We start from the raw sequence: 11,987 nt of genomic DNA, 5'->3' as shown, positions 1-11,987 counted from the left end.
GCGAATAAAGGCCAGCTTCGGCAGACTCTTCCTGCGGGCGGGGGCGGGGTTGGTCCTGATCAATCAAACCCGCATTAAGTCAGCATCAATCGCCATTTGCTTACCGGGCATTGCATCCAGGGTAAACCGCGCGCTCACCTCGGATATACGGCCTGCCCCCTTAGTAATTACCACGAAGTTGATAATCATCAAGATGATAAAGACCACAATACCCACAGCGAGATTCCCGCCGATAACCACGTGTCCAAAGGCTTCGATTACTTTACCTGCCGCATCCCCACCTTGATGGCCCTCAAGCAAAACCACGCGGGTAGACGCCACATTCAAACCTAAGCGCAACAAAGTGGCGATCAGCAAAATAGTGGGAAAAGCGGCGAAATCCAGTGGACGCATTGCATAGACAGAGACGAGCAACACCACCAATGAGAGCGCGATGTTGAACGTAAAGAAGGCGTCAAGTAGCAAGGGTGGAATTGGCAAGATGATCATTGCCAGAAGCATCATCAGCAAAACTGGTATGCCTAAATTGCCGCGCCCCATTCCCCTCAGGGAACCCAGCGCCGCTTTGCCGTTGAAGCCATTTAATTGATTGAACGTTGGTAAGGCCATAAGCACGGATTCTTGACAGTTAGGTCATTTTTCCGTGATATCGCAAGAAGCGTACCGATTTAGTATTTCAGTAGACTTTTGTAGCAATCAGTCCAGGTTACCTGAAGCATCGTAACGCAAGTCACGCGGTACATTGATATTGCGTGGATAGGTCGGTTTTTCGCCCTTGCCTTTGCGGAAATTGCGCAATTGGAACACATAGGCAAGTATTTGTGCGACCGCCAAGTACAAACACGATGGAATTTCCTGATCTACTTCCGTGGTGTAAAAAATCGCGCGCGCCAGCACTGGTGATTGGATTATTTCGATTTTATGGGCGTTGGCAATTTCACGGATTTTTAATGCGGTGTGATCGCCTCCTTTGGCGATCATAATCGGCGTGTCCATATTTTCCGGATCGTATTTCAATGCAACCGAAAAATGTTCCGGGTTGGTTATGACGACATCTGCCTGAGGAACGTTGGACATCATGCGGCGCTGCGCCATTTCCCGTTGCAACTGGCGAATTCGGCCTTTTACTTCCGGTTTACCATCCGTATCTTTGGATTCGTCTTTTTGATCCTGCCGCGACATTTTTAACTTTTTATTGTATTCGTAAATTTGCAGCGGAACGTCAATCGCCGCAATTAAAATAGTAGTGGCAGAAAGTGCGATAGTGGCAAAAATAGAGATTTCCAAGGAATGAATAATCGCATTGCCGATACTTTCATCAACCAAGCGAAACATATCCTGCGCATAAAATTTTAACAGCCAAATAGTCGCGCCTAAAATAATCAGCACCTTGCCCAATGCTTTTAATAATTCAATCAAGGATTTAACCGAAAACATGCGTTTAATCCCTGCCAACGGATCCATACGGCTAAGTTTTGGCTCCATGGCTTTACCGCTGAAATTCCAGCCACCTAATGCAATTGGTCCGACAATCGAGGCGATTAATAAAATTGCCATCAGCGGCGCAATACTAAAAAGCCCATCATAAATGGCGCTGACCAAATGGGCGATCATTGCATTGGGGTCATAAATCGTTGCGCGGTTGAGGACAAAATTGTCGCGCGTAAGGCCGACCAGTTTAGCCCCCATAAATTCAGCAAAGAAATAAATACCCAGCGCTGCCAGCATTAAAACCGCTGTTGTCGTGAGATCTCTGGATCGTGGGATTTGGCCTTCTTCGCGCGCTTTTTCAATTTTGCGCGAACTGGCCTCTTCCGTTTTTTCCTGACTGCTGTCGTCTTCTTCAGCCATGACTACACCTTATGGGGTCAGTGCCAAAGTACGCAGCACACCTATTCCCTCTTCCATAATCTCAAAATACACCGGTAGGAAGTTGGCAAGCGTGAACCACATGAGGATAAAACCAAAAATCAGAGTGATGGGAAAACCGACCGTAAACACATTCATTTGTGGTGCTGAACGGCTCATCACCCCAAACGACATATTCACAATCATTAATGAGGTAAACAGCGGCAAGGTAATCAATAAAGCTGCACTAAACAACCAGGAGCCCAAATCCACAATCGTCATAAAATGCGCGCTATTCATTCCTGCCCCACCAATCGGAAAGGTGGTAAAACTGTCGATCATCAATTGCAGCACTACCAAGTGTCCATTGCTGGCTAAAAATAATAAGGTGGACACTAATAAATAAAATTGCGATAAAATCGTCACACTCACACCACTGGATGGATCATTCATCGCAGCAAAACCCAAACCCATTTTCATTGCGATAAATTGCCCCGCCAACACAAATACATGCAGGACCACTTGCATGGCAAAGCCCAGGGCAAGGCCAATCAATACCTCCTGAATGATCATCATAAAACCTTGCGCCGACAAAAAAGAAACCACTGGCGCAGGCGGCAATACCGGAGCAATCATGATGGAAGTAAACAGGGTGAGGATGATACGCACACGAGCCGGTACCGTACGCGCACCAATGACCGGTACGGCAAAATAAAAAGCGCTGATACGCAGTAGCGGCCAGAGATACTGGCCGATAAATTGCGATAGTTGCTCTTCACTGATGATTAATTCTTGCATTGCTTTGACCTACCCGATGAGGCCCCGTTTTACCCAATAAGAGAAGGCACGCTCGAAAATAATCGATTAAACAAATCCATAAACTTGGTCAACAACCAGGGGCCTGCCATCATCAAGGTAATTAAGGTAACAATAAGACGCGGTAAAAAACTGAGGGTTTGTTCGTTAATCTGGGTCGCGGCTTGAAACATACTCACAATTAAACCCACAATCAAACCAGGGCCAATAATAACCAGCAACATTAATATCACCAGAAAAAATGCTTCTGCAAATAAATCCATTACCACTTCGGGAGTCATCATAATCAAGCCTCCATCATATGCCATAGCTAGCGGCGAGCGTGCCTACAATCATCGCCCATCCATCGACCAGGACAAACAACATAATTTTAAACGGCAGGGAAATAATCAGTGGTGATAGCATCATCATCCCCATAGCCATAAGCACACTGGACACGACTATATCGATCACCAAAAACGGAATGAAAATAATAAAACCAATTTGGAACGCCGTTTTTAATTCACTGATAATGAATGCGGGCACCAGAATACTGAATGGTGTTTCCTCCGGGGTGGCTATCGGCGGATGCTTGGCGATGCCTACAAACAAAGCGATATCGGATTCGCGTGTCTGGGCAATCATAAACGCATGAAAAGGGGCAGCGGTTTTTGCCAACGCTTCCTGCGCACCAATCTGCTGGTTAATGTAGGGCTGCAGCGCATCTTCATTCACCTTATTCAATACCGGCTGCATAATAAACAGGGTTAAAAATAACGCGAGACCGATCAAAATCTGGTTTGATGGCGACTGCTGCAGGCCGAGCGCCTGACGCAAAATAGAAAATACAATAATGATGCGGGTGAAGGATGTCATCATCATCAATAGTGCCGGCAAAAACGTCAGCGCCGTCATAATCGCGAGGATTTGCAGGGTTACCGTATACTCCTGCGTACCGTCAGGATTAGTTTTTACCGTCAATGCGGGCAACCCGGGAATAGCCGGCAAGCTGCCCAAATTTGAAGGCGCTGTTTGAGTAAGCGGCAAATTATTCGCTGCGGTATTCACTACATTGGGGGTATTCGTTTGCGCAGATGCAATACCTGCACACATCATCAATAGCAGCGCAAACAAGGTCTGCATGAATACCACTCTATTACGAACTGCATTATTCAGCATGGCATTTCCTAGGGTGCAGAATCGTTTTTATTGTTGGAGTCTTGCATAGGGGTTAGCGACGACTTTTGCTGCAGGATCGCCATTAACTTACGGCTAAAGTCAGATGGGTTTTCGGTTTTGCCATCCACCACAATCGGCGTTTCAAATACATGCAGGGTATTAATATTGGTTGATGTAATCCCCAATAATAATTGCTGCCCACCCGCCTCAATCAGCACTATGCGCTCACGTGTACCCAAACGCATAGCCGATAAAACTTTAATGTGGGCATTCGCTGAAAAAGCACCTTGGCTAAAACGCTTAACAAACCAGGAGATAGCAAAAATTAAACCGATAATACCCATCAATGCCAGAGTTACATTGACCAGGTGACGGCCACTGCCAATCTGCGCTGTGGTCGCAGCGCCTTGCGCATAGCTGAGTTGAGTGAAAAACACTATCGCCAACAATAATGTTCCTCGTCCTTTAGCGAAGAGCTTGCACCTCAATGACGAAAGGATTTTTGTTAACAAGACGAGGGGCATTCTTTTATTCCTAACGCAGTTTTTTAATGCGTTCCGCAGGGCTGATAACATCAGTCATACGAATACCAAATTTTTCATTGACCACCACTACTTCGCCATGCGCGATCAATGTACCGTTGACCAATACATCCAGCGGTTCGCCGGCAAGACGATCCAATTCAATTACCGAACCTTGGTTGAGCTGCAATAAATTGCGAATCGTAATTGAAGTGCGCCCTACTTCCATCGAGATAGACACTGGAATATCCAGAATCACATCCAGATCCGGACTGCCCGGCGGTTGTTTAAGCACTTCACTTTTTAATTCATCAAACGACACTGCGCTGGCCATGGCTTCATCAACATCAGCCTGCTCTGCCATAGCGGCAGCCCAATCATCGGCCATTGAGTCTTGATCAACATCATCATTTGCCATTTTTTCCACCTTTAGTTGCAGTCACACGCTCTTCTTTAGTATTAGTTGTTTCATCGGTTTTTGTGCTATCACCTTTAGTGCCGGTTATATTGTAAGCACTGCGACGGTCAATAAATTCGCGAATTTTCAAACTGAGAAAACCATTGGTTTGACCTAGCTGGGTCCTGAACATAGGAACACCATTGGCGGTCAATACATGATAATCAGGGAATTCAATTGGAATAATATCTCCCGCTTTTAAATCAACAATATCGCGCAGGGTAATGTCGCGCCGCACGATGTCGCATTCCAAATCCACACTTGCCGAAAGCACATCCTCGCGCAAGGCTTTTTCCCAACGTTCGTCATGCTCATCGCTGTCACTTTGCAAACCGGCATCGAGCACTTCGCGAATCGGTTCGATCATTGAATAAGGAACAGTAATATGCATTTCACCGCCGCCACCATCCAATTCAATATGGAACGTACTCACCACCACGACTTCACTGGGGCTGACAATGTTGGCAAGCGAGGGGTTAACTTCTGAATGGACATATTCAAAATTGATAGGGAAAACCGCTTTCCAGGCCTCGGTTAAATCGATAAATGCTTGATTTAATACCATCTGCACTACGCGCAATTCAGTCGGGGTAAATTCGCGGCCTTCAATTTTTGCGTGGCGGCCATCGCCCCCAAAAAAGTTATCCACTAATTTAAAAACCAAGCGCGCATCGAGAATAATTAATGCCGTACCACGCAAAGGTCGAAACTTCACCATATTCAAACTGGTAGGCACGTAAAGCGTATGGACATACTCGCCAAATTTTTGGATTTGCACACCACCAACTGAAACATCGGCAGTTCTACGCAATAAGTTAAACATACTGATGCGGGTGTAGCGGGCAAAACGTTCATTGATCATTTCGAGCGTGGGCATGCGCCCACGCACAATACGATCCTGGCTGGTGAGGTCGTAGTTTCTTACCGTACCGGGTTCAGCATCGCCCTCGGTATCTATGTCACCGTCATCAACGCCGTGGAGGAGCGCGTCAATTTCGTCTTGCGAGAGTAAATCTTGCACAGCGGTTTCCTTATTGCATTACAAAGTTGGTAAACAACACTTGTTCGACATTCGAGGGGGAAACCTCTTCGCTTTTGCCACTGGTAACCAGGGCTTCTTGCTCTTTCTGCAATTGGCTGCGAATAATTTCCAGCGCTTCTTCCCGTAAAGTTTCTTTCCCTTCGTTTGTCTGTAACTCTTCAAAATTTTTGGCACTTAACAGCATGACCAAACCATTGCGAATTGCCGGCATATGTAACTTTAATAACTCTTCCAGCAAGGGATCGCGATACAACAAGGTGATTGCCGCCTGCAAATAACGCTGGCGACCATTTACATTAAAATTAATCGTAAAGTTAGGAGTCATTTCATAATAAAGCGCAGGCGCCAAAGTCGATTCTGCCTGCTCTTCTTCTGCAGCCTCACCCGCCGGTGGCGCTGGTGCCAAAAATTTTAATGCCACAATAGTACCGCCGATGGAGATTGCGATCAGTGCTACCGCCAGACCAATGATTAACAACAATTTCTTTTTTTTCTTTTTTCCATCTGCAGCCGCATCAGCGTTGCCTGCATCAGTTTTTGCTTTGGGGGCTGCCGCCATGTCAAAACTCCGTCACTTTCAAAGGCTAAAAGGGTTTGAGCAATACCTATGCCAGTATCGCCTTTGAAAGCTTAGCAGCGGATAGAGGGTTTGCGAGGGTGAGCGTGAGAAAGGTGGTTAGAATGAGTAAAAAAATCTGATGCAAAACAAAGATGTAGAGAACCTGAGCAATCTGATCAGGTTCCCGGCAAAAAAAAGAGGCTTAACTGATGAGGAACGGATTAAAACTATGCGTAATGATCAACCAGACGCATGGAAATAGCCTGGGTGATGGCCAGCGGTGCCAATTCATCTTCATCCAACCCATGACTACCTGAATTTTTAGCAGACTCCTCCTGTTCGCGCTTCTGTTGGGCAAAGGATTTGTCGGATACATCCACATTCACCAAATTCAGTCCCTGCTCGGAGAACATTTCGCGTAGACGGTTCAATTGTTGATCCAGGGCTTCGCGCACTGCTGGGTGCGGACTGGTGAAAGTCACTGTGGCCTGATCCTGATTGACGCTCACCTTGACTTGCATAGGGCCTAGCTCGGGCGGATCGAGGCGTATTTCAGCAGAACTCACATTTTGTGCTGCAAGCCAGAGGACTTTATCTCCCACTGCCTGGCTCCACTGGGGTGTACCGACTGCTACTGGCACTCCCGTTTGAACAACAAATGCCCGTGTAGCAGGTGATTGCGTCTCGGCTAATCGTGTCAATGTTTCAATTGCTGCGCTAACCGGTGCGGGTTTTGCCAAATCAGCGGCGGGAGCTGTCTTATCCAGTGTCGCAGCAGTCATGGAGGTTTCGGCCAATTTATTCAGCGCAGCTTTGGAGTTAAGCAGCAGGAAATCAGGGTTTTCCCCAGAATCTGTAACAGTGCCATCGCCGGCCAATACATCGGTTTCAGTCTCCGCGTCATCCAGAGCCAGCTCACCTGACAAGTTTCCAGGCAAGGCTCCGCCCACCGTTTGCAGAGCGGCTGGCTGCGCCGATGGGGCATCGGTGATGGTGAGTGAAGCCAAGTGACCCGGTGCTATCTGGGTAGTCAGCACCAAGGGTGACTGACTGTCGAATAATGCACCTGCCGCTAGCTCTGGCATTATGGAAACCTCCGACGCTACAGGTGCAACAGGCACAAGAGATGGCTGTTGTATTGCCAACACGTCTGGATCAAGCACAGAGTTATCCAATGGCAAACCAATATCACCCTCATTTACAGACTCACCTGAAACCAACGGCCGGGGGGTCGCGGTATTGAGCAAACTTTCAGGTGAAGCCACCACTTCCTCAACTTTTCCTTCATTAGAAACCACGGGAGCCACCAATAAGAGGCTGTCCAGCGCAATGGTTATGTCATCGGCAGATTGACTCTCCACCTCACCTTTTTGAGTTTCGCCCGCCAGTGTTTGCTGTTGGGAATCAGCTGATTGTTCTTTGTTTAGTTCGTCCATCACCGGCTCATCTACTCCCCTATCCGGTACCGCTGCCTCTGACTTTTCTACCGCTTTACTCGCTGAATCCTGGGTATCATTGCGCGCTTTAGGCGGTGCATCCGCCTTGTGCGTTTCTTGCGGTGAATTGTGTTGGGCTGCAGGTTTTGGCGCTGGGCGGGCAGCCACGGGTTCGGCAGGCGGATTTTCTTTGCGCGCAACCGGTTTGCGGGCGGCAACCTCTGGCCGCACTTGCTCAAGTGCCTGCTGGAATTTTTCAGTCGATTCGGCACGCGCTTTAGCAGCAGCGGCTTTACTCACCGCTGGGTTTGCGTTGGTTATGCCTAATAGACTATTCAAAAGATTGCCATTGTTCATCTGTTGCTCCTGCTCTTGATCACGGCAAGGGTTTGCCGCTTGATCAGCCAACAATTCGGTTCAGGAGAGTCTTTGCAAGGCGGGTGCCAATTCGCGATGACAGCCCCACCCCGGGTCGGGATAGTTGTCGATCAATAAGGCAGAATGAGGGAAAGTGAAATGGGTAAAAATAAATCGCTAATCAGGGCAGAGAACGCAACAGAATCATAACTTGGGCAAACTCTCTTTCGATGGAATCCAGGTCAACATCCAAGGCTTCAAGTCGCTTTTCCAACGCCTTTTTTTCCAGTGCGGCGCACAATGAAGACAAGTGCGGAGCGCCAATATTACTGCTGCTCCCTTTAAAACTGTGGGCTGCACGGCGGATCAAATCGGCATCGCTACCCTGAATAACCGCACGTAAGGTGCTGATACGGTCAGTAGAATCTTGCACAAAGGTATCTATCAGCAACGCAAAATCATCCTCCATGACTTGCTTGAGCGTATTTAAGGTGTCGTAGTCCAGATGTTCCATTGGCCGGCATCTCATTCGTATGGGGGAATGGTCAGGGTTAATTCATCAACATGAATCAATCATCGCTCATCCATGAAAAAGCGACTTCAACGATATTACCGCATCCCAGATAGGTAACGGTACCACAAAGTTTCTCTACCAGCGCAATACCACGCCCGCTATAACCAAATGACGATAGATTGTCGGTAGAACGCTGCTGATGATCGAAACCATCACCACTGTCTTCAATGCGCACCTTTAATAGGCCGCCATTTTCATTGGTCTTGTGGGAGATATTAATGCGTACAAACCCTTCAGTGACCTGATTAATTCGCTGCTCGCGCAACTCATAATAATCGGAAAAACCATCCGGTGTTTTTTTAAGTTCAGAATCCAGCTTTAGTACGCCATGCTCAAGGGCGTTGGTGTATAGCTCGGCGAGAATGGTATAGAGCGTGCTGCTAAACGCGCGTAAGCTGGGCACCTCCATCAGAACATTTAGCAGCATAGGCAATGGATCAAACACTTTGAAGCTGGTGGGTTTTACTTCAAACCCCATAGTCCATTCAATTTCCGAGTTGCCAAACTTGTCGCTGGCTTCTTTAGCGAAACTGTTTACCCGCGCAGGTTCATCCATGCGAATTTCAAGCAAGGATAAATCGTCATCTTTTTCACCACTACCAACAAATTGCTGCACGCTTTCAATGATGTCATTGAATAAAAGTTCAGGCTTGCTGTTGCGGCTAAACACCTCTTTCAATCGACCTTCACCAAACATATCGCCATCTGCATTGCGCGCCTCATGAATACCGTCTGACCAGACAAAAATCCGGTCCTCCTTCTGCAACTCAAAATATTCACAGTTATCTTTGAAAGCGCGATTGGATAACACACCGAGCGGCAAATGGGTTGATTTAACCGGGGTAATATTGCCCTCTTGATGGTGATACACAAAACAATCAGGCAAACCACCATTCCAGATTTTCAAACGCTTTTTGCGAAAATTGATATCCATCATGGTGGCGCAACAAAAAATCCCGACGGGCAAAATGTTTTTTAACTTGCCATTTATTTCACGCAAGATATCGGTCATGGAAAAGCCTTTCGGCACCATACCGTAAAAAGTTGACGCCAGAGGCATAGCGCCAATTGCAGCGGGCAAACCATGGCCCGTAAAATCGCCGAGCAACACCATCATGCTGCCATTAGGGCGCATAGCTGCGACCAGTACATCGCCGTTAAATACCGCGAGCGACGATAAAAAATAACGGACATTACTGGCGTTCAAGCAACCGCTATGTGCGACATTATCAAACACGTGTTTGGCAACCGTTTGTTCCTGCAGTAAACGATTGTTGTACTGCACGATTTGGTTGCGCTGCGTCAGCATAGTGCTGTGCATTTCACGCATGCGGTTGAAAGATTTTATTTTCGCTTGCAGGATAATGCGGTTGTAGGGCTTGGAGAGAAAATCATCTCCGCCAGCATCCAGGCACTGCACAAGAGATTCCGTATCGGAGAGAGATGTGAGAAAAATAATAGGGACTAATTCATCGCCTGCAAGCTCTTTGATCTTGCGTGCCGCACCAAATCCATCCAGTTCTGGCATTAGCGCATCAAGCAATACAATATCGGGTTTTTCAGCGGAGTAGACTTGAATCGCTTCAAGCCCGTTACAAGCGGAAACAACGTGATGGCCTTCTTTGCGAACAATACTTTCAAGGATGAGCCTGTCAGTGTCTGTATCATCGGCAACCAGAATTTTTAAACGCCGGAGATCATTCATAAAATCGCTTCCATACATCACTCAACACGCAATTTGGACATGCATGGCCACCTATTGGATATCAAATAATTGCTCAAAGTTGGAGATTAATAAAATCTTTTTCACATCAGGTGCACAATTCACAATCTGGATATTGGATTGTTCGCCGCCCGCATAATCACGCAACAGCAACAACATGCCCAAGGCCGAACTATCCAGATAAGAAGTACCCTGCAAATCAACACGATAATAAATGGGAGCCTGGGCGAGCTTTTCATAAGCACCGCGAAACTCCTGATGGGAACTAAAATCGAAGCGGCCCTGGATATAAATAGTGACTTGATTGCCATCAGGGGAAACTGTTGACGTGATCGCCATGTCTTACCTCATCAAAAAACTCTGAACATTCCTGATACAGTCGGCAGGAAGTGACCCACTACCCTGCACCAGCACAACCTAAGGATAGCCTATAAAACCATAGTTGCTGGGGACTTATACAACATAACAAGTAAGCGACAAAACCGCTCTAAATGGCCAATTTACAATAACTATTGCATTGCGGGCCCGGGTTACTGGCCATTGTCGGACTGCCGCTGTAACTGCTGCGAGCTTAATTCATCCAATTCTTTCTGCAAGCGTTTATCGAGCAGAAGATTATCTTCCTGCTGTAAACGGGAAATTAAATCTTCAATGGATTTTCGTTTTTGATGTTTAACGCGCCATTGCTGCTGCAAGGATTCAAATATCGCTTTGTAACGCTGCACTTTTGCATCTTGTTCGCGGCAAGCTTCATTAAGACGATTAATGAATGTACTGTAGTTGATCAACTCGTGAGCAAGAACACCCTTGCGCAACTCCCCCTGGGCATGTAGATACTGCGCGGCATACTCACGTAAATCCGCCAGTTGCAGCTCTTCTTGTGCAAGCTGCTCACGAAACTGGCTGAGCTTTTTTGCTGCTTCATCCTCTTGACGCACAGCCAATGTCAGCACCACCTGCATACGTTTAGCGCGGGACTCAGCCATTACAGGGGCTCGCTGCTAGATCACCCACGTTGATTTACCTTTTGTTTTTATTACCGATTGATTTTTTATCGTTGACGATGTTGCTGCGCCAGCGGGCTGTTAGCCTTGCTGTTGGCGGGTGGTTTGAGTAGCACTTTGAGATTGGCGATAGACTCCGGCAGACGCACACCTTGTTTGATACCCTGTTGGATAAACGCGCGCAAGTGCGGGAAGCGTTCGATAGCCGCGTCAGTTTCCGGATCAGCTCCCGGCGTGTAAGCACCAATAGCAATTAAATCGCGGTTTTGCTGGTAGCGGGCCAATAGTTGTTTGAACCGTTGCATCATTTTCAGATGGTCATCATCCACAATATTTTGCATAGCACGGCTGATTGATGCCTCGACATCAATTGCGGGATAAACCCCCTCCTCCGCCAAGCGCCTGGATAGCACCACATGGCCCTCAAGAATTGCGCGCGCCGAGTCAGCAATCGGGTCTTGCAAATCATCGCCTTCCCTTAGCACTGTGTAG

At 47.3% G+C, this 11,987-nt stretch carries 13 protein-coding genes and 2 pseudogenes; all 15 read right to left on the bottom strand.

From position 1 onward, the window contains the following. Positions 1–609: pseudogene (locus tag ACWA6V_RS08855) on the bottom strand (FHIPEP family type III secretion protein); the annotation flags it as partial. Between the two features lie 87 nt (positions 610–696). Then, positions 697–1,851, bottom strand: a complete 1,155-nt coding sequence (flhB, locus tag ACWA6V_RS08850; protein ID WP_449522143.1) for a flagellar biosynthesis protein FlhB — start codon at positions 1,849–1,851, stop codon at positions 697–699. Positions 1,852–1,860: 9 nt separating this feature from the next. Then, positions 1,861–2,646 carry a flagellar biosynthetic protein FliR gene (gene fliR / locus ACWA6V_RS08845; RefSeq protein ID WP_449522142.1) on the bottom strand — a complete coding sequence of 262 codons (786 nt, stop codon included), beginning with the start codon at positions 2,644–2,646 and terminating at the stop codon, positions 1,861–1,863. Between the two features lie 29 nt (positions 2,647–2,675). Then, positions 2,676–2,945, bottom strand: coding sequence for a flagellar biosynthesis protein FliQ (fliQ, locus tag ACWA6V_RS08840; RefSeq protein ID WP_133684121.1), 270 nt, complete (start codon positions 2,943–2,945; stop codon positions 2,676–2,678). Positions 2,946–2,961: 16 nt separating this feature from the next. Next, on the bottom strand, positions 2,962–3,822 hold the full coding sequence (gene fliP / locus ACWA6V_RS08835) for a flagellar type III secretion system pore protein FliP (protein WP_449522141.1): 861 nt from the start codon (positions 3,820–3,822) through the stop codon (positions 2,962–2,964). Between the two features lie 8 nt (positions 3,823–3,830). Beyond that, the gene (gene fliO / locus ACWA6V_RS08830; protein ID WP_449522140.1) at positions 3,831–4,346 is read right to left on the bottom strand and encodes a flagellar biosynthetic protein FliO; all 516 of its coding nucleotides are present in this window, start codon (positions 4,344–4,346) and stop codon (positions 3,831–3,833) included. 10 nt (positions 4,347–4,356) lie between these two features. Further along, entirely contained in the window at positions 4,357–4,761 is a 405-nt protein-coding gene (gene fliN, locus ACWA6V_RS08825; RefSeq protein WP_449522139.1) for a flagellar motor switch protein FliN, read from the bottom strand. Then, positions 4,751–5,821: a flagellar motor switch protein FliM gene (gene fliM / locus ACWA6V_RS08820; protein WP_449522138.1), complete on the bottom strand. Its 1,071-nt coding sequence runs from the start codon at positions 5,819–5,821 to the stop codon at positions 4,751–4,753. The genes fliN and fliM overlap by 11 nt, the downstream gene beginning before the upstream one ends. A gap of 10 nt (positions 5,822–5,831) precedes the next feature. Further along, positions 5,832–6,401, bottom strand: coding sequence for a flagellar basal body-associated FliL family protein (locus tag ACWA6V_RS08815; RefSeq protein ID WP_449522137.1), 570 nt, complete (start codon positions 6,399–6,401; stop codon positions 5,832–5,834). Between the two features lie 227 nt (positions 6,402–6,628). Beyond that, positions 6,629–8,194, bottom strand: coding sequence for a flagellar hook-length control protein FliK (locus ACWA6V_RS08810; protein ID WP_449522136.1), 1,566 nt, complete (start codon positions 8,192–8,194; stop codon positions 6,629–6,631). A gap of 181 nt (positions 8,195–8,375) precedes the next feature. After that, positions 8,376–8,708, bottom strand: coding sequence for an Hpt domain-containing protein (locus tag ACWA6V_RS08805; RefSeq protein WP_449522135.1), 333 nt, complete (start codon positions 8,706–8,708; stop codon positions 8,376–8,378). A 55-nt stretch (positions 8,709–8,763) separates the two neighbouring features. Further along, positions 8,764–10,473: an ATP-binding SpoIIE family protein phosphatase gene (locus ACWA6V_RS08800; RefSeq protein WP_449522134.1), complete on the bottom strand. Its 1,710-nt coding sequence runs from the start codon at positions 10,471–10,473 to the stop codon at positions 8,764–8,766. Positions 10,474–10,524: 51 nt separating this feature from the next. Then, entirely contained in the window at positions 10,525–10,830 is a 306-nt protein-coding gene (locus ACWA6V_RS08795) for an STAS domain-containing protein (RefSeq protein ID WP_449522133.1), read from the bottom strand. A gap of 191 nt (positions 10,831–11,021) precedes the next feature. Beyond that, positions 11,022–11,477 carry a flagellar export protein FliJ gene (gene fliJ / locus ACWA6V_RS08790; RefSeq protein WP_449522132.1) on the bottom strand — a complete coding sequence of 152 codons (456 nt, stop codon included), beginning with the start codon at positions 11,475–11,477 and terminating at the stop codon, positions 11,022–11,024. Between the two features lie 65 nt (positions 11,478–11,542). Further along, positions 11,543–11,987, bottom strand: a pseudogene (fliI, locus tag ACWA6V_RS08785) (flagellum-specific ATP synthase FliI); the annotation flags it as partial.

Source organism: Cellvibrio sp., assembly GCF_053579595.1.
Note: the sequence above shows the minus strand (reverse complement) of the source record. Positions and strands in the feature narration are given on the sequence as shown.

Excerpts from the sequence above, each read along its gene's own strand:
- ACWA6V_RS08795 (WP_449522133.1), bottom strand. The coding sequence starts at position 10,830 with ATGGCGATCACGTCAACAGTTTCCCCTGATGGCAATCAAGTCACTATT.
- fliP (WP_449522141.1), bottom strand. The coding sequence starts at position 3,822 with ATGCTGAATAATGCAGTTCGTAATAGAGTGGTATTCATGCAGACCTTG.
- fliR (WP_449522142.1), bottom strand. The coding sequence starts at position 2,646 with ATGCAAGAATTAATCATCAGTGAAGAGCAACTATCGCAATTTATCGGC.
- ACWA6V_RS08800 (WP_449522134.1), bottom strand. The coding sequence starts at position 10,473 with ATGAATGATCTCCGGCGTTTAAAAATTCTGGTTGCCGATGATACAGAC.
- fliO (WP_449522140.1), bottom strand. The coding sequence starts at position 4,346 with ATGCCCCTCGTCTTGTTAACAAAAATCCTTTCGTCATTGAGGTGCAAG.
- ACWA6V_RS08805 (WP_449522135.1), bottom strand. The coding sequence starts at position 8,708 with ATGGAACATCTGGACTACGACACCTTAAATACGCTCAAGCAAGTCATG.
- fliQ (WP_133684121.1), bottom strand. The coding sequence starts at position 2,945 with ATGACTCCCGAAGTGGTAATGGATTTATTTGCAGAAGCATTTTTTCTG.
- ACWA6V_RS08810 (WP_449522136.1), bottom strand. The coding sequence starts at position 8,194 with ATGAACAATGGCAATCTTTTGAATAGTCTATTAGGCATAACCAACGCA.
- fliN (WP_449522139.1), bottom strand. The coding sequence starts at position 4,761 with ATGGCAAATGATGATGTTGATCAAGACTCAATGGCCGATGATTGGGCT.
- fliJ (WP_449522132.1), bottom strand. The coding sequence starts at position 11,477 with ATGGCTGAGTCCCGCGCTAAACGTATGCAGGTGGTGCTGACATTGGCT.
- ACWA6V_RS08815 (WP_449522137.1), bottom strand. The coding sequence starts at position 6,401 with ATGGCGGCAGCCCCCAAAGCAAAAACTGATGCAGGCAACGCTGATGCG.
- flhB (WP_449522143.1), bottom strand. The coding sequence starts at position 1,851 with ATGGCTGAAGAAGACGACAGCAGTCAGGAAAAAACGGAAGAGGCCAGT.